This is a genomic window from Streptomyces scabiei 87.22 (assembly GCF_000091305.1).
Taxonomy (GTDB): domain Bacteria; phylum Actinomycetota; class Actinomycetes; order Streptomycetales; family Streptomycetaceae; genus Streptomyces; species Streptomyces scabiei.
This window is the reverse complement of record NC_013929.1, coordinates 6,289,874-6,308,633: the sequence shown is the minus strand read 5'-3', so window position 1 is coordinate 6,308,633 and position 18,760 is coordinate 6,289,874. Positions and strand designations below refer to the sequence as shown.

Below are 18,760 nucleotides of genomic sequence, written 5' to 3'. Positions count from 1 at the left end.
CCATGACCGAAACGACCCCGACCGGCCCCGCCGCCCCCGGCCGCGTGGCCCTCGTGTCGATGCCGTGGAACAACGTACGGCGTCCGTCCATCCAGGTGGGCACGTTGCGGGCCGTCGCCCGCGCCGAGCGGTGGCGGGCCGACTCGCACTACGCCTACCTCTCCTTCTACGGCCTGGCCCGCACGGCCCTCGGCATGCGGGACGCCGAGTGGTCGGACGCGTACGAGACGGTGTCCGAAGGGCTGTACCAACTGTCCGTCGGCGACTGGATCTTCGCCTGCCGCGACGGCGGATCCGCGCCGCGCGAGGAGTACTTCCGGATGCTGCGCGCCCAGGGCGTCGAGGACGCCACGATCGAACTGGTCGACGCGCTGCGCGCGGTGGCGGACCGCCATGTGGAGCACACCGCCGCCGCGTTGCTGGAATCCGCCCCGGACGTCATCGGGTTCACCAGCACCTTCAGCCAGAACGGTCCGACGCTGGCGGTGGCCGAGCGGCTGCGGGAGCTGGGCTACGGCGGGGTGATCGTGCTCGGCGGCAGCAACTGCGAGGGCTCCATGGGCCGCGCGCTGCTCGCCCACTACCCCGCCGTCGACGCGATCGTGGACGGCCCCGGCGAGGACGCCTTCGTCACCCTCCTCCGCCAGGTCGCAGCGGGCGAACCACCCCACTCCCACGGCCGTCTGATCACCCGCCTGCCCGCCGCCCCCGGCAGCGCACCGACCCCCATCTCCGCGGGCCGGTCGCTGGAGGTGCCCACCCCCGACTACGACGGCTTCTTCGAGCAGTTGCACGCCGCCGGACTGCACACCCTCGAACCCGAGATCACCCTGCCCGTGGAGTTCTCCCGCGGCTGCTGGTGGGGCGCCAAGACCCACTGCACCTTCTGCGGACTCAACGGCGCGAGCATGACGTACCGCAGCAAGAACCCCGACACCGTCGCCGACGAACTGCGCCACCTCATGGACCGCTACGGCGTCCTCGACTTCTTCGCCGTCGACAACATTCTCGACCTCAAGTACCTCGACACGGCCCTCCCCCTGGTCGAGAAACTCGCCACCGACCACTCCCTGTTCTTCGAGGTCAAGGCGAACATGGAATGGGCCGACATCCGGGCCGCCCGCCGGGCCGGGGTCCGTTCCGTGCAGCCGGGGATCGAGAGCCTGAGCACCGAGGGTCTCCGGCTGCTGAAAAAGGGCGCGACCGCTTTCCAGAACATCCGGTTCCTGCTCGGCTGCGCCGAATTCGGTGTCCTGCCGGTGTGGAACATCCTCACCGGATTTCCCCACGAGACCCCGGAATCGATGCTCACCCAGATCGATCTGCTGCCTTCCCTGACCCATCTGGAACCGCCCGACAACGACATCCTGGCCGTGCACTTCGACCGGTTCAGCCCGTACGTGGAACGCCCGCAGGACTACGGCCTCACCCTGACCAGCCCGCTGCCGGGCTACCGGTACGCCTACCCCCGGCTCTCCCCCGGCGACCTGTGGGACCTCGCCTACCACTTCGAGGGAGACTTCGCCGAGGACCCCCGCAACACCGCCGTCCGCGCCCGGCTGGCGACGGCGGTCCACCACTGGCGTACCAGTCATCACCAGGCACGTTTCACCTACCGGCTCGGCTTCGACGCCGTGACCCTCGCCGACCGGCGGCCCGGTCTGCCCGCCGGTACGACCGTCCTGCGCGGCGAGGACGCACGGCTGTTCCGCGCGGTCGTCGGCGGCACCCGGTTCCGTGATCTCCAGAGCCCGCCCCGCCGGGACGACCCCCTGGAGAAGCTCCACGAGTGGCAGGAGAAAAGGTGGGTCTACATCGAGGGCAGCAAGGTCATCGCCCTCCCGGTGCGGGAATCGCCCTCCGCCTATCGCACCCCGCCCCGCAAGGGAACTCCCCGCAGATCCCGGACCGCCGTACCGCTCACGCTCACGCCCACGCATTCCGCACGGCGGTCTGGCTGAAACCGGCCCCGTACGGCGTTTCCCGATTGCGGCGACCGGGCGTCCGCGCGGTACTCGTAGAGGATCACCGTGCACAGCTCCCGTACAACGCCGCACCACGAACCGGAAGTTGACTCGCCATGACCACGGCCTCCACCGATGACCGGATTCCCGCCGAGGACCGGCCCCGCGCCCAGGACCTGCCGCCGTCCTGCCGCGATCTGATCGGCGTCCTCGCCCAGACCGACCGGCGTGACGCCTTCGCCGCCCTCGCGCTCGGCGCGACCTCCGCGGCCGAGGTGGCCGAGCGGGCGGGGCTGCGCCCGGCGGCGGCCGCCGCCGCCCTGAGCAAGCTCGTCGACGGGCGGATCGCCGCGTACGACGCCGACGCGCGCACCTACCGGCTGATCGAGGACACCTTCCGGCTGGCCGTCCAGGCGGAGGTGCGGATCTCCGGACGGGGCGGCGGTGACGGCGCGGGGGCCTACTTCCGCAAGGGGCGGCTCACGTCGATCCCCGGCAAGGCGGAGACCCGCACCCGGGTCCTCAGCGTCGTGGCCGACTCCTTCGAGCCCGGGGTCACGTACGCAGAGGCCAAGGTCAACGCGATCTGCGGGCAGTGGTTCGACGACTGGGTCACCCTGCGCAGGGCGCTCGTGGACGAGGAGCTGCTGCGGCGCGACGAGTCGGGCACCCGGTACGAGCGCGTATGACCGCATGACCCGGGTCGTCGCCGAAGACGTCACCGCCCGCGCGGCGGACCGCCCGGCCGACGTCGTCGCGTACGGCCGGCACACCGGTGCGGCCGTCGGCGCCTTCAGCCGCCGCCGGGGTTTCGTGGCGCGTCCCGGGCAGGTGGTCGCCGAGCCGTCCGCGGACGGAGGCGCGGTGGCGCTGAACGTGGGCCTGGGGCCGGCGGGCGCGGCCACGGCCGCCACGTTCCGTACCGCGGCGGCGGCCGCGGTACGGGCCGCGGGCCCCGCCCGCACGCTGCGGCTGGAGCTCGCCCTGGCCGACGAGAGCGGGGTCCCGGCGGCCGACCGCGCCCGGGCCGTGGCGGAGGGCGCGGTGCTGGGCCTGTACCGCTACGACGAGTACCGCTCCGCCCGGGCCGCGAGCCCGCTGGCCGAGGTGGTGGTGGTGACCGGCGAGCGGCGGGCGGCCGCCGAGGGCCTGGCCGCCGCCGAGGCCACCTGTCTCGCCCGCGACCTCGTCAACCGCCCGGCCGGCGATCTGACGCCCCCGGTGTTCGCCGACCGGATCCGCGAGCTGGCGCACGCCGCCGGCCTCGGCTGCGCGGTGTACGAGCCGGCCGGCCTGACGGAGCTGGGTCTCACGGGCCTGGCCGCCGTGGGCCGGGGCTCGGCGGAGCCGCCCCGGTACGTGGAGCTGACGTACGACCCGCCCGGGGGCGAGCCGGTCCTCACGGTCGGGCTGGTCGGCAAGGGGGTCACGTTCGACTCCGGCGGGCTGTCCCTGAAGCCGTCGGACGAGCGGCACGCGATGAAGGCCGACATGGCCGGCGCGGCGGCCGTCGTGGCGGCCCTGACGGCCCTGCCCCCGCTCGGCCTGCCCCTGCGGATACGCGGCCATCTGCCCCTCGCGGAGAACATGCCGGACGGCGGAGCCCTTCGGGTGGGTGACGTCGTGACCCATCTGGACGGTACGACGACGGAGATCACCCACACCGACAACGAGGGCCGGGTGGTGCTGGCCGACGTGCTGGTCCGCGCGTCCGGGCCCGGCCCGGACCGCGCCGACCTGGTCATCGACGTGGCCACCCTCACCTCGGCCGCGGTGCACGCGCTCGGCACCCGGACGGCGGTCCTGTTCACGCCGGACGAGCGGCTGGCCCGGACGGTGCTGGCCGCGTCGGAGCGGGCCGGGGAGTCGTTCTGCCGGCTGCCGCTGCTCGCCCACGAGCGCCGCCATCTGCGGTCCGCCGTGGCGGACCGGGTGAACTGTTCGCACCGGCACGGGGACACCGTGCAGGCCGCGCTCTTCCTCCAGGACTTCGTCGCCGCGGGCGTCCGCTGGGCCCATCTGGACATCGCCGCGCCCGCGTACAACGACGAGGGCCCGTACGCCGAAGTCCCTTACGGCGGTACCGGGTTCGCGGTGCGGACCTTGATCGAGACGCTGCGCGCGCTCGGCGCGTAGGCCCGGGACGCGCGCCGCGACCCGCGCGAGCCGCCCGTGAGCGGCCCGGAATCCCGTCGGAATCCTGGTGGGAATCGAGGCTTCCTGATCCCGTCCCCCATCTGCTACAACAGGTCTACACCACTGAGTGGTGTAGACCACCACCCGATGGAGGAAGTCCATGAGCACTGCCACCGCGCCAACGGCGGCCCCCGCGAAGAAGTGGGGATCCGGTCTTTTCCAGGGCCTGCAGAAGATCGGCCGCAGCCTGCAGCTGCCCATCGCCGTGCTGCCGGCGGCGGGCATCCTGCTCCGCCTCGGCCAGGCCGACGTACAGGAGAAGCTGAACCTGCCCGACAAGGTCACGGCGGTCTTCGCCACGGCCGGTGGCGCCATCTTCGACAACCTGCCGATGCTGTTCTGCATCGGTGTCGCGATCGGCTTCGCCAAGAAGTCGGACGGCTCGACCGCGCTGGCCGCCCTGGTCGGCTTCCTGGTCTACAGCAACGTCCTGAAGGCCTTCCCCGTCACCGAGGCCAAGGTACAGGCCGGCGCCGACGCGGCCGCGACCTACAACAACCCGGGTGTCCTCGGCGGCATCCTCATGGGCCTGCTCTCCGCCGTGCTGTGGCAGCGCTACCACCGCAAGCAGCTGGTGGACTGGCTCGGCTTCTTCAACGGCCGCCGACTCGTCCCGATCATCATGGCCTTCGTCGGTACCGCGATGGGCGTCTTCTTCGGTCTGGTCTGGGAGCCCATCGGCGGGGTCATCTCCGACGCCGGCGAGTGGATCACCGGGCTGGGCGCGACGGGGGCCGGTCTGTTCGGTCTGATCAACCGCGCGCTGATCCCGATCGGCATGCACCAGTTCGTCAACACCGTCTCCTGGTTCCAGATCGGCGACTTCACCAACGCTGCCGGCACCGTCGTGCACGGTGACCTGAACCGCTTCTTCGCCGGTGACCCGACCGCCGGTCAGTTCATGTCGGGCTTCTTCCCGATCATGATGTTCGGTCTGCCGGCCGCCGCGATCGCGATCGCGCACTCCGCTCGCCCCGAGCGCCGCAAGGCCGTGATGGGCATGATGATCTCGCTCGCGCTGACCTCCTTCGTGACCGGTGTGACCGAGCCGATCGAGTTCTCGTTCATGTTCATCGCCCCGCTGCTGTACGTGATCCACGCGGTGCTCACCGCCATCTCCATGGCCGTCACCTGGGCGCTCGGTGTCCACGCGGGCTTCACGTTCTCCGCGGGCGCCATCGACTACGGCCTCAACTGGAACCTGGCCACCAAGCCCTGGCTGATCATCCCGATCGGCCTGGCCTTCGGCGCGATCTACTACGTCGTCTTCCGCTTCGCCATCACCAGGTTCAACCTGCCGACGCCGGGCCGTGAGCCCGAGGAGGAGGTGGAGGACCTCACCAAGGCGTGAGCGGCGGCCGAACGGCGGCGGGCCCCCGGAGCGTGTCGCTCCGGGGGCCCGCCGCCGTTCACGTACCGCATTCAGATCTCGTACGACACCCTGGGCACCGCCAGCTCCACCGGGCCGTCGTACACCGCGCGGGCGTCGACGAGGTTGACCTGCGGGTCGGTCCACGGCGGGACGTGCGTGAGCACGAGACGACGGGCGCCCGCGCGGGCGGCCGTCTCCCCGGCCTCGCGGCCGTTGAGGTGGAGGTCCGGGATGTTCTCCTTGCCGTGCGTGAAGGCGGCCTCGCACAGGAACAGGTCGGCGCCGCGCGCCAGTTCGTCCAGGGTGTCGGTGACACCGGTGTCCCCGGAGTACGTCAGGACCCGGCCGCCGTGCTCGATCCGGATGCCGTACGCCTCGACGGGGTGGGCGACCCGCTCCGTGTGGACGGTGAAGGGGCCGATCTCGAACGTGCCCGGCTTGACCGTGTGGAAGTCGAAGACCTCGCTCATGGAGGACGCGGACGGGGTGTCGGCGTAGGCCGTGGTCAGGCGCTGCTCGGTGCCCTCCGGTCCGTAGACCGGGATGGGGTCGCAGCGGCCGCCGTCATGGCGGTAGTAGCGTGCGACGAAGTACGCGCACATGTCGATGCAGTGGTCGGCGTGCAGATGGCTGAGGAAGATCGCGTCGAGGTCGTAGAGACCGCAGTGGCGCTGCAGCTCGCCGAGGGCACCGTTGCCCATGTCGAGGAGCAGCCGGAAGCCGTCGGCCTCTACGAGGTAGCTCGAACAGGCCGATTCCGCGGACGGGAACGACCCCGAGCAGCCGACGACAGTGAGCTTCATAAGAGCGGAACCTCCGCGCTGGCGTGAAGTCGTGACAGTCGTGTCGTGTCAGTCGTGTCTTGTCGGTCGTGACGTGCAGACGGGTTGCGGATTGCAGATTGCAGTTGGCGGGGTTGCGAAGTTCGGGCGTGGGTGCAACGAGAGTGGTGCGGTCCGTCGAGCGTAAGGCGCAAAAGGGTGGGTCGCTCCTCCGCCAGGGGCCGTTGTGGGCGAACTCACCTGTGGTGTCACCGGTTCGGCTGGTCATAGGGCCGTTGGGGCGAGCGCGGGCCGGGGTGCGACGGTGCCTATGAGCGCGGGAGTGCGCGCGGGGGCGGGTGTTGCGCGGTGCGCGCCGGTACCGTCGTCGCTATGGACACGTCATGGTGGCCGGCGCTCGCGGCCGTGGTGGTGCTGGCCCTGCTCGCGGCGGTGGTCGACGGGTGGGGACGCTCGCGGCGACCGCCGCGGCGAGGCGGGCGGACGCGGCCGCCGGGGCGCCCGGAGCGGACGCGCGCGCCGGTACCACGGCCCCGGCCCGCCGAGATCTGGTGGGCGAGCGTGCCCTTCGAGGACGGGCCCGGGGAGAAGGACCGGCCCTGCCTCGTGCTGACCGTGCGCGGGGGCCGGGCCCGCGTCGCCAAGATCACCAGCCGGCACCGTGCCGAACGGCCCGGCGTGATCCCGCTGCCCCCCGGTGCGGTCGGTGACGCCCGGGGACGCGCGAGTTATCTGGAGACGGACGAGGTGCGGGACGTGCGCCTGCGCGACTTCCGCCGGCGGGTGGGGGTGGCGGACCCTGCCCTGTGGGCCCGGGTCCGCCATCTGTCGAAGTGAGATGCCCGCCCGCCGGTTCTTCGGGTGCGGGCCCGGTGGGGCTTCTCGCGCAGTTCCCCGCGCCCCTGAAAGCCCAGGCCCCGCGGGCCTGAAAAGCAACGGCCCTGCGGGCCTGAAGGCCCAGGGCCCGTGGGCCCGAAGACGGCCGGGGCCGGCGCTGAAAAGCACGGGGCGCAGCCCCTGCTTTTCAGGGGCGCGGGGAACTGCGCGACCAGCCCCCACTCACCCGCACCCGGCACCCCACCCCGCCCCACCCGCACCGCCGCGCGCTCACGCCCAGAGCTGCCCCTGCAACGTCTCGATCGCCTCTTCCGTCGTCGCCGCCGTGTAGACGCCCGTCGACAGGTACTTCCAGCCGCCGTCGGCGACGACGAACACGATGTCGGCCGGCTCCCCGGACTTCACCGCCTTGTTCCCGACCCCGATCGCCGCGTGCAGCGCGGCCCCCGTGGAGACGCCCGCGAAGATCCCCTCCTGCTGCAGCAGCTCCCGCGTGCGGGTCACCGCGTCGGCCGAACCGACGGAGAACCGGGTGGTCAGCACGGACGCGTCGTACAGCTCCGGCACGAACCCCTCGTCGAGGTTGCGCAGGCCGTAGACGAGGTCGTCGTAGCGCGGCTCAGCGGCGACGATCCTGACGTCCGGCTTCTGTTCGCGCAGGAAGCGGCCCACGCCCATCAGGGTCCCGGTGGTGCCGAGGCCCGCGACGAAGTGGGTGATGGAGGGCAGGTCCGCGAGGATCTCCGGACCGGTCGTCGCGTAGTGGGCGCCCGCGTTGTCCGGGTTGCCGTACTGGTAGAGCATCACCCAGTCGGGGTGCTCGGCGGACAGCTCCTTGGCCACGCGTACGGCCGTGTTGGAGCCTCCCGCCGCCGGGGACGGGATGATCTCGGCGCCCCACATGGCGAGCAGCTCGCGCCGCTCCTGGGAGGTGTTCTCGGGCATGACGCAGACCATGCGGTAGCCCTTGAGCTTCGCCGCCATGGCCAGGGAGATGCCCGTGTTGCCGGAGGTGGGCTCCAGGATCGTGCAGCCGGGCGTCAGACGTCCGTCCTTCTCCGCCTGCTCGATCATGTGCAGGGCGGGCCGGTCCTTGACCGAACCCGTGGGATTGCGGTCCTCCAGCTTCGCCCAGATGCGGACGTCGGCGGACGGCGACAGCCGCGGCAGGCACACCAGGGGGGTGTTGCCCACCGCGGCCAGCGGGGAGTCGTAGCGCATGGGTGATCAGGCCATGCCGCCGGCCACCGCCGGCAGGATCGTCACGTTGTCGCCGTCGGAGAGCTTGGTGTTGATGCCCTCCAGGAAGCGGACGTCCTCGTCGTTGAGGTAGACGTTGACGAAGCGGCGCAGTTCACCGCCGTCCACGATCCGGGCGTGGATGCCCGTGTGACGGCTCTCGAGGTCGGTGAACAGCTCGGCGAGGGTGGCGCCGGCCCCCTCCACCGCCTTCTGACCGTCGGTGTACTGGCGGAGGATGGTGGGGATGCGGACCTCGATGGCCATGGTGTGCGGCTCCTGTCGGAAGTGGTGGTCGGTGGCGCGCGGCAGCGCGAAGTGCGTGGTCACACGGGTGTGGGCGCCGCGGCTCACGGCCGTACGGCGGCAGGGTCCGGCGTCAACAGATGGCGCTGGCGAGCCTGCACAGGTCGACGTGCAGCCGCGCCACGAGCAGTGCGCCCGGCGTCTTCTCGCTCACGTCGTCAAGAACCATGGGCTCATCGTATCGATTCCCGGTCCGGGTCCCGGAAGGTGATCCCACATGCCGGACGGATTCGGGCCGAAGGATGAGACCGAGGGTCCGCCGCGCCCTCGGACCCGAGGTCAGGCCGACTGCCGGACGACCAGCCGCGTGGGGGTGACCACCGAGGCCGGGCGGCTCCCCGTGCCCGGCGCCCCGGCGTCCGCCAGGTCCTCCGTGCTGAACAGCAGCCGGGCCATCAGCCGTCCCATGCCCTCGATGTCCTGGTGCACGGTGGTGAGCGGCGGGTCGGTGTGCTCGGCGATGGGCGTGAGGTCGTCGAAGCCGACGACGGCCACGTCGTCCGGCACCCGGCGGCCGCGCTCGCGCAGCACCTGGAGCGCGCCGGAGGCCATCAGGTCGGAGGCGACGAAGACGGCGTCCAGGTCGGGGCAGCGGTCCAGGAGTGCGGTCATGGCGGTGGCACCGCCGTGCCGTGTGTAGTCGGAGTGCTCGATCATCCGCGGCGGCGCGTCCGGCAGGAGGTCCCGGTAGCCGTCCAGGCGGTCGAAGGCGGACGCCTCCCGCTCCACGGGGCCGGTGATCGTCGCGACGCGTTCCCGGCCCAGCCCGAGCAGATGGCGGACGGCCTCGCGGGCACCGCCCCGGTTGTCGGCGTCGACGAACACACGGTCGTGGACGGGTTCGCCGTCGCGGAGCATCGGCCGGCCGCCGAAGACGGCGGGCAGGCCGAGCCGGTCGATCATGCCGGGCAGCGGGTCGTCGGCCCGCAGGGAGAACAGCAGGGCGCCGTCGACATGGCCGCCGCCCAGGAAGTCGCCGACGCGCGGATACTCCTCGGGCTCCTCCAGGAAGAGCAGGACGGGCTGGGCCCCGTGGGCGACCAGTTCCTTGCGGATGCCCCGCAGGTGCAGGTCGAAGAAGGGGTCGATGAAGAGGCGGTTCTGCGGCTGGCTCGCGACGACGGCGATGGCGTTGTTGCGCCGGGTGACCAGCTGGCGGGCGGCGGAGTTCGGCACGTAGCCCAGTTCGGCGATGACCTCCCGGACCCGTTCGACGACCTCCGCGCGCACCTTGTCCTCGCCGTTGATCACCCGCGACACGGTGGACTTGGAGACCCCCGAGCCGCGTGCGACGTCGTCGAGCGTGGGGCGCCGGCCGGGCAGGCGTCGCGTCTGTCGAGTCAAGGCCGTCTCCGTGGCGGGCAGTCGTGTGGCTACGTGCGTGCGCGTACGGAACACCGTAGCCGCGAATCTCCTGTGCCGTCGTTCAGTACGCCGCCACGATCCGCACCTCCTCCTCGGTCACCTCGCCCTCGACGATCCGGAACGAGCGGAACTGGAACTCGCCGAGACCGTCGGTGTCGGCGGTCGAGACGAGGACGTAGTGGGCGCCGGGCTCGTTGGCGTAGGAGATGTCGGTGCGGGACGGGCGGGCCTCGGTGGCGGTGTGGGAGTGGTAGATGACCACCGGCTCCTCGTCGCGGTCGTCCATCTCGCGGTAGAGCCTGAGCAGGTCGCCGGAGTCGAACTCGTAGAACGTGGGCGACATGGCCGCGTTCAGCATCGGGATGAACCGCTCGGGGCGGTCCGAGCCCGCCGGCCCGGCGACGACCCCGCACGCCTCGTCGGGGTGGTCCTTGCGCGCGTGGGCGACGATCCGGTCGACGAGGTCCTGGGTGATGGTCAGCATGGTCGCCAGGATAAGCAGAAGGGCTGTTCCGTACCGGGGGGTGGTACGGAACAGCCCACATGCCGGGACCGGGGCCTCGGGGACCCCGGCGCGGTCCGGTCAGCCGACCTTCTCGAACTCCGTCTCGCGGCGCTCGGTGATCCCGGGGTTGCGGCTCTTGAGCACGGCCCAGCCGATGCCGAGGGCCGCCGCCCAGCCCGCCATCACGTAGAGGCAGACGCGGGAGTCGGCGTCGTAGGCGATGAGGCCGGTGACGAAGAGCAGGAAGACGATGGCGACCCAGCTGCACTTGGCGCCGCCCGGGGCCGGGAAGGACGAGGCGGGCAGGCGGCCGGCGTCCACACCGCGGCGGTACAGGACGTGGCTGATCAGGATCATCAGCCAGGTCCAGATGCCGGCGGCGGTGGCGACGGAGACGACGTAGCCGAACGCCTTCTCCGGCACGATGTAGTTCAGGATCACGCCGATGCCCATGAAGAGCACGGAGACGGTGATGCCGAACGCCGGGGTCTTCGTCGACGACAGCCTGCTGAACGCCTTGGGGGCCTCCCCGTTGTCCGCGAGGGTGCGCAGCATGCGGCCGGTGGAGTACATGCCCGAGTTGCAGGAGGACAGGGCCGCCGTCAGCACCACGAAGTTGACGATGCCGGCGCCCGCCGGGATGCCGATCCTGGCGAAGGCCTCGACGAAGGGACTCACGCCGGGCGCGAACTCGGTCCACTTCACCACGCACAGGATGACGGTGAGGGCACCGACGTAGAAGAGCGCGATCCGCCAGGGCAGGGTGTTGATGGCCTTGGGGAGGGTCTTCTCCGGGTCCTCCGACTCACCGGCCGTGACGCCGACCAGTTCGACGGCGAGGTAGGCGAACATCACGCCCTGAAGGGTCATCAGGGACGAGCCGACGCCCTTGGGGAAGACGCCGTCGAAGGCCCACAGGTTGGAGACCGCGGCGGTGTCGCCGGCGCTGCTGAAGCCGAAGGTGAGGACGCCGAGGCCGATCACGATCATGCCGAGCAGGGCGGTGACCTTGACCATCGAGAACCAGAACTCGATCTCGCCGAAGAGCTTCACCGAGATCAGGTTGGCGCCGAAGAGGACCACCAGGAAGACCAGCGCGGTCACCCATCGGGGGACGTCGGGCCACCAGTAGTTGACGTAGATCGCGGCGGCCGTGAGTTCGGCCATGCCGGTGACGACCCACATCAGCCAGTACGTCCAGCCGGTGAAGTAGCCGAAGAACGGGCCGAGGAACTCGCGGGAGTACTCCGCGAAGGAACCGGAGACCGGGCGGTACAGGAGCAGCTCGCCGAGGGCTCGCATGATGAAGAAGATGATGACGCCGGCGAGGGCGTACATGAAGATCAGGCTGGGTCCGGCCTTGGCGATGTTCGCCCCGGCTCCCAGGAAGAGGCCGACGCCGATGGCGCCGCCGATCGCGATCATCTGGACCTGACGGCTGCCGAGCCCGCGCTCGTACCCCTCTTCGGGTGCGTCGTCGCGCACGGCTTCGTCGCCGTTCTTGTTGACCTGAGCGGAGGTCATGTGTTGTGCGCCTTTCTCCACGCTGGGCCGATCCGGGCCGTTCGTCGGCCCCGGATCGGGTTCCGATCCCCCCGGATGTGATGGAGCTGAGCGGGCTCTGCGTCGAGCCCGCTCGTGCCTGGCCGACGGTCGTCGGCCGGTGGCGCACCCGAGCGGACATGGGTGTCGTCCGTCGAGCGATCGTGCAGATCTATCACGGTCGCAGTCTTGATCCACCGGCTTTTCTGTGGCGCACAACACAGGGAGAAGCGGACAAAGAGCACCCGCGAGGGCATCCCTCGCGGGCGTGGTGACGCGATCGTTATCCGGATTTGAGTGTCCTCTGAGCGAACGCTGAGCGTCCGTGGAGAAGACGTGGAACGCCCGTGCGGCGGGCGTGGAGAGGCCCCCCAGAACCTCCCGGGACCCCGCGCCGGCGGCGCCCTCAGGGCATCAGCGTCGTGACGAGCGAGTCCTGGAGACCGCCCAGCCACAGGTACGCCATCACCATCGGCTTGCGCGGGTCCTCGTCCGGGAGCCGGTAGAGGAGGTCGGTGTCCTCCTCGTCGACGACGTCCAGCCGGGAGCCGATGGCGAGCCGCAGGTCGTTGAGGCAGCCGAGCCAGTGCCGGGAGTCGTCCGCCGACAGCTTCAGCACGGCCCCGCCCTCCCCGGCCGCGGACAGCGCGTCCAGGGAGTGGATCACCGCGAGGGCCTTCTCGCGCTTGCCGGCCCGCAGGTCGTTCTCGGTGAAGCGGCGGAACTCCGAGGAGTACGCCCGCTGCTCCTCCGCCTCCCGGGCACCCGGGGTGCCCTCGGGGTCGCTGTAGGCGTCCGGGAACAGCCGCAGCAGGACGGGGTCCTTGGGCGGCTCGCTCGGACCCTCGGCGAAGAGTTCGGCCAGCGGGTCGTCGTCGGCGTCCTCGGCGGGGCCGGGGCCGATCAGCTCCAGGAGCTGGACCGCCAGCGAGCGGATGATGGAGATCTCGACCTCGTCGAGCGCGACGGCCGCGCCGCCGCCGGGGAGCGCTTCGAATTGTCCTGGCATCAGGTGCGTCGCTACTTCCGGTCCTGCTGGAGGGTGGCCCACAGACCGTAGCCGTGCATGGCCTGCACGTCGCGTTCCATCTCCTCGCGTGATCCGCTGGAGACGACCGCGCGGCCCTTGTGGTGGACGTCGAGCATCAGTTTGTTGGCCTTCTCCTTCGAGTACCCGAAGTAGGCCTGGAAGACGTACGTCACATAGCTCATGAGGTTCACCGGGTCGTTGTGGACGATCGTGAGCCACGGGACGTCCGGTTCGGGTACGGCGAAGGTCTCCTCCGCCGACTCGGTCTTCTCGATCTCCATGGGAACGGCTGCCGTCACACCGCCCATGCTGCCACCACAGGGGGGTGCCCGCACAAATGCGGCCCTCCGACCAGGGCACATGAGAACCGGCCACCCAGAAATCGTCAGATTGACGAAATGGGAGTACGATCTCTTGCCATGAACACAGCGGACCTCGGTTTGCCGGTCGACGTCCCCTCGACCGCGCTCTTCACCGACCAGTACGAACTCACGATGCTGCAGGCCGCCCTGAAGGCGGGCACGGCCGAGCGGCGTTCGGTGTTCGAGGTCTTCACCCGGCGGCTGCCCGAGGGGCGCAGGTACGGCGTGGTGGCCGGCACCGGACGGGTGCTGGACGCGGTCGAGAACTTCCGTTTCGACCCGGCCGTCCTCGGCTTCCTGCGCGAACGCTCGATCGTGAACGAGGAGACGCTCGACCGGCTCGCCGGCTACCGCTTCTCCGGGGACGTGTGGGGGTACCAGGAGGGCGAGGTGTACTTCCCGGGCTCGCCGGTCATGCGGGTCGAGGGCACCTTCGCCGAGTGCGTCCTGCTGGAGACGGTGATCCTCTCCATCCTCAACCACGACTCGGCGATCGCGGCCGCCGCCTCCCGGATGTCCAGCGCCGCCGGGGAGCGCCCGCTGATCGAGATGGGCGCCCGGCGCACGCACGAGCTGGCCGCCGTGGCCGCCTCGCGCGCCGCGTACATCGGCGGCTTCACCTCCACCTCGGACCTGGCCGCCGGCTTCCGCTACGGCATCCCGACGGTCGGCACCAGCGCCCACGCCTTCACCCTGCTGCACGACCGTGAGCGGGACGCCTTCCAGGCCCAGGTGGACTCGCTCGGCCGGAACACCACGCTGCTCGTCGACACCTACGACGTCGCCGAGGCCGTCCGGACCGCCGTGGAGATCGCCGGGCCCGAGCTGGGCGCCGTGCGCATCGACTCCGGTGACCTGCTCCTGGTCGCCCACCGGGTGCGCCGGCAGCTGGACGAGCTGGGCGCGCGGGACACCCGGATCATCGTGACCTCGGACCTCGACGAGTACGCCATCGCCTCGCTGGCGGCGGCGCCCGTGGACGCGTACGGCGTGGGGACGCAGCTGGTGACCGGTTCCGGTCACCCCACCTGCTCGATGGTCTACAAGCTCGTCGCGCGGGCCGAGTCCGCGGACCCCACGGCCCCGCTGGTGCCGGTGGCGAAGAGGTCCAGCGGCGGGAAGACGTCCGTCGGGGGCCGCAAGTGGGCGGCCCGGCGGCTGGACGGGCAGGGCGTGGCGGAGGCCGAGGTCATCGGCACCGGGCCGGTCCCCGAGGAGCTGCGGGACCGCGAGCTGCTGCACCGGCTGATCAAGGACGGCCGGGTGCTCTCCCGGGAGCCCCTGGACGCCGTACGCACACGGCACGTGGCCGCCCGGTCGAACCTGCCGCTGTCGGCCATGCAGCTGTCGCGCGGGGAAGCGGTCCTTCCGACGGAGTACGTCTGAACCACCGGCGGGCGCACGGCGGGGGCGGGCCGGAGTGAATCTGTCAGGCGCGCTCTCCCCCGAGCCCCCGAGCGCCCGCTTGACCGGTGCGTGCTCCGGTCCGCGCACCGGGCGAGCGCCGGATGCCCCCTCCCGAACAGCCCCCGGAGTCTCTAGGCTCGGAGGTTCGTAGTCCCCAGCCCGGCCGATCCCACCCACCCCGAAGCACCGAAGAGTCTAAGGACACCGACACCATGCGCCGCGCCTTGATCGTCGTCGATGTACAGAACGACTTCTGCGAGGGGGGCAGTCTCGCGGTGGCCGGTGGTGCCGATGTGGCCGCCGCCGTCACCGAGCTGATCGGCCAGGCGGCCGGCCCGGGCTACCAGCACGTGGTGGCCACCCGTGACCACCACATCGCCCCCGGTGGCCACTTCTCCGACAACCCCGACTACGTCCACTCCTGGCCCGCCCACTGTGTCGCGGGGACCGAGGGGGTCGGGTTCCACCCGAACTTCGCCCCGGTGATCGCCTCCGGCGCGGTCGACGCCGTCTTCGACAAGGGGGCGTACTCCGCGGCGTACAGCGGCTTCGAGGGCGCCGACGAGAACGGCGTCACCCTCGTGGACTGGCTGCGCGCCCGCGAGATCACCGAGGTCGACGTCGTCGGCATCGCCACGGACCACTGCGTCAGGGCCACCGCCCTGGACGCCGCCCGGGAGGGCTTCCGCACCCAGGTGCTGCTGGACCTGACCGCCGGGGTGTCCGAGGAGACGACGGAGCGGGCCCTGGAGGAGCTGCGGGAGGCGGGCGTGGAGCTGTCGGGCAAGCCGGTGGTCTGAGCCCCGGCAGAGGCCGCCGGAGTCACACCCGCACCGTCGGCCTCCTCAGCAGCGCCCGGATCGGATGCCACAGCTCCGGGGTCGTGGAGGCCGGGCAGACCGGTGAGGTGCGCCATATGAGGCCGTCGGGGTGGTGCAGGACGGCCGTGATCTCGTCCAGGGTCGGGGGCGCCGCGTTGCCGCGGAGATAGATCGCCCGCATGCCCAGGTTGCGGAGCCGGGTGAGGGCCCGGGCACGGTTCGCGGCCAGCACCAGCACCCGAACGGAGCCGTCGTCGGACGGGGCCCGGACCACAGCCGGATCCGTCGCCCCCGGCAGGTTCAGGGCGACGACCACATTGCCGTCCGGCAGCTTGCAGAAACCTCCTGCGGCCATGCAGGTCACACCCCCGTGCGTGTCAGTGTCAATAAGAAGGCCACAGCACGCACCTAAACACGTTCGGCCGCGACCCGCCAAGGGGGTCACGGCCGAACATGCTCTGACCTGCTAAAACGCGATCTACTTCACCGCGGGGCCGACCTTGACCGACATCGTGGAGCCGTCCGCGGCCTCCTTGACGATCTCGATCTTGGTGTTGGTGTCAGTGATCTTGACACCGGCCAGCGGGGTGGCCGCGTCGTAGTAGGTGTTGGTCCGGTCGTTGAAGACGGACACACCCGCGGACGACGGGACGACCGTCGGGACGTCGGCCTTGTGCAGCTTCAGGCCGTCCGTGCGGTGGATGCTGAACGGGGAGTCGTACGCCTGGATCCGGCTGCGCATCACCGTGCCGTCGGCCCACTTCAGGGCCGCCGGGTGTGCATCGACCGGCAGGACCAGGCCCGTACCGGGGTGCTTGCTGGTGTTGTTGTCCGCCTGCGAGGTGTCCCACTTCCAGATCAACAGACCGGTCTGGTACGGGAAGTGCTCCACCCAGTCCGGACGCGTGGTCGAGAAGCCGAAGTTGTACGGGCCGACCTTGAGCGTCTCGTCGTACGACACGTGCTGGCGGTTCTCGGCGATGTAGTACTGGGCGTAGTCCGAGGTGTAGTTCGCGCCCTTGCGGGAGAAGCCCTTGGCCGTCCAGGCGGCGTCGGCGCTCTCCGCGTCGTCGGCGAAGACGGTCGACCCGTCGGCCGTGAGCGCGATGCGGTCCGCGGCGAAGCCCTTGAGGGCCAGGCCGCCGTCGGTCTGGTAGCGGAAGCGCAGGTCGATCTTCTTGCCCGCGTAGGCGCCGAGCGGGTAGACCAGCTTCTGGTACGCGGCGACCGATCCGGTCAGGCCGGGCTTGTCGCTGCCGTCACGGGGGATCGCCGTGCCGTTCGCGGTCCCGTCGAGCGCGGTCCAGTTGGCCCCGCCGTCCGTCGACACCTCGGTGTAGAGGAAGTCGTAGTTGCGCTCGATGTCCCACCAGCCGTCGAGGGTGAGGGACGCCGAGGACTTGCCGGTGAGGTCCACCGAACGGGTCAGCGTGTTCTTGAGGTCGTTGCCGCTGCCGCTCCACCACTGCGTGGCACCCTGCGAGGGCTTCACGATCTCCGTGGTCACCGACTTCTCCGGCAGCTCGACCACCAGGGCCTGCTTGTCCTTGGAGTTGTACTCCGCGACGCCCAGCTTGTGCCGCGACTTCGTCGCCGCCTTCGCCGTGTCGTAGTCCAGCCAGCCCAGCTGCAGCTTGTCCCAGGCGGTCATGTCGCCGGGCAGGTCGCCGATGGCGTCCTTGCCGGTGCCCAGCCAGGAACCGGACGACATCAGCGTCCAGAAGCCGGTGGAGTTGTCGCCGCCCGCGGTGTCGTAGTGGTCCGGCAGACCGAGGTCGTGGCCGTACTCGTGGGCGTAGACACCGAGTCCGCCGTTCTCGGGCTGGACGGTGTAGTCGCCGACCCAGATGCCGGTGTCACCGATCTTGGCGCCGCCGAGCTTGTTGCCGGACGGGCCGGTCGCGCCCGCGTCGGTGCCGAACGCGTACCAGCGGTGGGCCCAGATGGCGTCCGTGCCCTGCGCACCGCCGCCGGCGGACTCGTCCTCACCGGCGTGCACGACCTGGAAGTGGTCGATGTAGCCGTCGGGCTCGTTGAAGTCGCCGTCGCCGTCGAAGTCGTAGCGGTCCCACTGGTCGAACTCGGCGACGTCGGCCTTGATCTGCGCGTCGGTGCGCCCCGCTGCCTTCTGCTGGGCGACCCAGGACGTGAGACCGTCGCTGACCACGTTCCACACGCTGTCGCAGTTGGTGTCACCGCAGTAGTTGGACCCGTAGCGGGCCTCGTTGTAGGGGACCTTGACCCAGTCGGAGACCTCGCCCTCGACCGAGTAGCGGCCCGAGGACTGCTTCTCGTAGTACTTCTTCACCGACTCGTCGTTCTTGCCGGCGCCGAAGTAGAGGTCCTGGAAGTACTTCTGGTCGTAGTCGGCCCGCCAGGCCGTGGAGTTGTCCTTGGCCCGGTCCGGCTTGGCGATCTGGTTGTGCAGCGGGCCGGGCGTGCCGCCGTAGCGGCTGTCGACCTGGTCGCCGAACTCGACGAGGATCGTGAAGATCTTGTCGGTCTTCTCGCGGCCGAGCTCGACGTACTTGCTCTTGCCCTTCTTGCTGTCCAGCTTCACGACCTGCGAGCCGTCACGGTCCTTGACCGTGGCCTCGCCGGCTATGACCTGCTTCAGGGCCTCCTCGCGCCGGGCCTCCTGAGTTTTGCTCAGAGGTCCGTCGAGGTCGTGCTCGCCGGCGTGCTCGTGGTCCGCCGGGTCGTGCCGGTCCACAGCCGCGGCCGGTGCGCCGTCGGCGGCCTGCGCCACCGTGAAGGCCGACAGGGTCGCCGCCGCCGTGGCGACCGCGACACCGATGGCCGCAGCTCTGGACGTCCAGGATCTACTGGTCACTTGAGGTCCTCCCCCGCGTCCGTTTCGCGCGGAAAAGGATGGTCCCGTGTGGAGGAGTCCGCGCGCGGTATACGCGTGTAGTCAAGTGACGCCATTCGACCGGAGTTTCGACGGAAAAAATAGATCTTGACTTGAACAGGTCAACTGCATTATCGGCGTCTACGGGAAGCGCTTGTTCGTTATGTGTCCGTGACGTGCA

18 protein-coding genes are annotated in these 18,760 nt (G+C 70.6%); 7 read left to right on the top strand and 11 right to left on the bottom strand.

What is annotated here, in order from left to right; genetic code table 11:
* The first annotated feature begins 2 nt into the window (after positions 1-2).
* The 4 genes from SCAB_RS27005 (at position 3) to SCAB_RS26990 (ending at position 5,511) form a co-directional block, all read left to right on the top strand.
* Complete coding sequence (locus SCAB_RS27005) at positions 3-1,961, top strand: RiPP maturation radical SAM C-methyltransferase (RefSeq protein ID WP_013003257.1); 1,959 nt, start codon at positions 3-5, stop codon at positions 1,959-1,961.
* Positions 1,962-2,080: 119 nt separating this feature from the next.
* Positions 2,081-2,653 carry a DUF2087 domain-containing protein gene (locus tag SCAB_RS27000; protein ID WP_013003256.1) on the top strand — a complete coding sequence of 191 codons (573 nt, stop codon included), beginning with the start codon at positions 2,081-2,083 and terminating at the stop codon, positions 2,651-2,653.
* Positions 2,654-2,657: 4 nt separating this feature from the next.
* A complete protein-coding gene (locus tag SCAB_RS26995) occupies positions 2,658-4,100 on the top strand; it encodes a leucyl aminopeptidase family protein (RefSeq protein ID WP_013003255.1) in 1,443 nt (480 codons plus the stop codon).
* Positions 4,101-4,260: 160 nt separating this feature from the next.
* The gene (locus tag SCAB_RS26990; protein ID WP_013003254.1) at positions 4,261-5,511 is read left to right on the top strand and encodes a PTS transporter subunit EIIC; all 1,251 of its coding nucleotides are present in this window, start codon (positions 4,261-4,263) and stop codon (positions 5,509-5,511) included.
* A 71-nt stretch (positions 5,512-5,582) separates the two neighbouring features.
* Here the strand turns inward: SCAB_RS26990 and SCAB_RS26985 are convergent, their stop codons facing one another.
* A complete protein-coding gene (locus SCAB_RS26985) occupies positions 5,583-6,335 on the bottom strand; it encodes an MBL fold metallo-hydrolase (RefSeq protein WP_013003253.1) in 753 nt (250 codons plus the stop codon).
* Between the two features lie 351 nt (positions 6,336-6,686).
* Here SCAB_RS26985 and SCAB_RS26980 point away from each other — a divergent pair, with 351 nt between their 5' ends.
* Positions 6,687-7,151 (top strand): type II toxin-antitoxin system PemK/MazF family toxin, encoded by a 465-nt coding sequence (locus SCAB_RS26980; protein WP_013003252.1) that lies wholly within the window; start codon positions 6,687-6,689, stop codon positions 7,149-7,151.
* Between the two features lie 270 nt (positions 7,152-7,421).
* Here SCAB_RS26980 and SCAB_RS26975 read toward each other — a convergent pair whose 3' ends face one another.
* The 8 genes from SCAB_RS26975 to clpS form a co-directional block, all read right to left on the bottom strand.
* Positions 7,422-8,372: a PLP-dependent cysteine synthase family protein gene (locus SCAB_RS26975; RefSeq protein ID WP_013003251.1), complete on the bottom strand. Its 951-nt coding sequence runs from the start codon at positions 8,370-8,372 to the stop codon at positions 7,422-7,424.
* A 6-nt stretch (positions 8,373-8,378) separates the two neighbouring features.
* Positions 8,379-8,657 carry a MoaD/ThiS family protein gene (locus SCAB_RS26970; protein ID WP_013003250.1) on the bottom strand — a complete coding sequence of 93 codons (279 nt, stop codon included), beginning with the start codon at positions 8,655-8,657 and terminating at the stop codon, positions 8,379-8,381.
* Between the two features lie 112 nt (positions 8,658-8,769).
* Positions 8,770-8,865 carry a putative leader peptide gene (locus tag SCAB_RS49290; RefSeq protein WP_309474684.1) on the bottom strand — a complete coding sequence of 32 codons (96 nt, stop codon included), beginning with the start codon at positions 8,863-8,865 and terminating at the stop codon, positions 8,770-8,772.
* Between the two features lie 110 nt (positions 8,866-8,975).
* Positions 8,976-10,040 (bottom strand): LacI family DNA-binding transcriptional regulator, encoded by a 1,065-nt coding sequence (locus tag SCAB_RS26965; protein ID WP_013003248.1) that lies wholly within the window; start codon positions 10,038-10,040, stop codon positions 8,976-8,978.
* A gap of 82 nt (positions 10,041-10,122) precedes the next feature.
* Positions 10,123-10,545 carry a Mov34/MPN/PAD-1 family protein gene (locus SCAB_RS26960; RefSeq protein ID WP_013003247.1) on the bottom strand — a complete coding sequence of 141 codons (423 nt, stop codon included), beginning with the start codon at positions 10,543-10,545 and terminating at the stop codon, positions 10,123-10,125.
* A gap of 99 nt (positions 10,546-10,644) precedes the next feature.
* Positions 10,645-12,090 (bottom strand): amino acid permease, encoded by a 1,446-nt coding sequence (locus SCAB_RS26955; RefSeq protein ID WP_037729475.1) that lies wholly within the window; start codon positions 12,088-12,090, stop codon positions 10,645-10,647.
* A gap of 424 nt (positions 12,091-12,514) precedes the next feature.
* Entirely contained in the window at positions 12,515-13,117 is a 603-nt protein-coding gene (locus SCAB_RS26950; RefSeq protein WP_013003245.1) for a DUF2017 domain-containing protein, read from the bottom strand.
* 11 nt (positions 13,118-13,128) lie between these two features.
* On the bottom strand, positions 13,129-13,446 hold the full coding sequence (clpS, locus tag SCAB_RS26945) for an ATP-dependent Clp protease adapter ClpS (protein ID WP_013003244.1): 318 nt from the start codon (positions 13,444-13,446) through the stop codon (positions 13,129-13,131).
* Positions 13,447-13,557: 111 nt separating this feature from the next.
* On the opposite strand from clpS, the gene SCAB_RS26940 reads away from it, so the two are divergent.
* On the top strand, positions 13,558-14,886 hold the full coding sequence (locus SCAB_RS26940) for a nicotinate phosphoribosyltransferase (RefSeq protein ID WP_013003243.1): 1,329 nt from the start codon (positions 13,558-13,560) through the stop codon (positions 14,884-14,886).
* A 233-nt stretch (positions 14,887-15,119) separates the two neighbouring features.
* On the top strand, positions 15,120-15,707 hold the full coding sequence (locus SCAB_RS26935; RefSeq protein ID WP_013003242.1) for an isochorismatase family protein: 588 nt from the start codon (positions 15,120-15,122) through the stop codon (positions 15,705-15,707).
* A 22-nt stretch (positions 15,708-15,729) separates the two neighbouring features.
* Here SCAB_RS26935 and SCAB_RS26930 read toward each other — a convergent pair whose 3' ends face one another.
* Both SCAB_RS26930 and SCAB_RS26925 read right to left on the bottom strand, forming a co-directional pair.
* A complete protein-coding gene (locus tag SCAB_RS26930; RefSeq protein ID WP_037729472.1) occupies positions 15,730-16,083 on the bottom strand; it encodes a hypothetical protein in 354 nt (117 codons plus the stop codon).
* A gap of 123 nt (positions 16,084-16,206) precedes the next feature.
* Complete coding sequence (locus tag SCAB_RS26925) at positions 16,207-18,561, bottom strand: immune inhibitor A domain-containing protein (RefSeq protein WP_013003240.1); 2,355 nt, start codon at positions 18,559-18,561, stop codon at positions 16,207-16,209.
* Between the last annotated feature and the right edge of the window lie 199 nt (positions 18,562-18,760).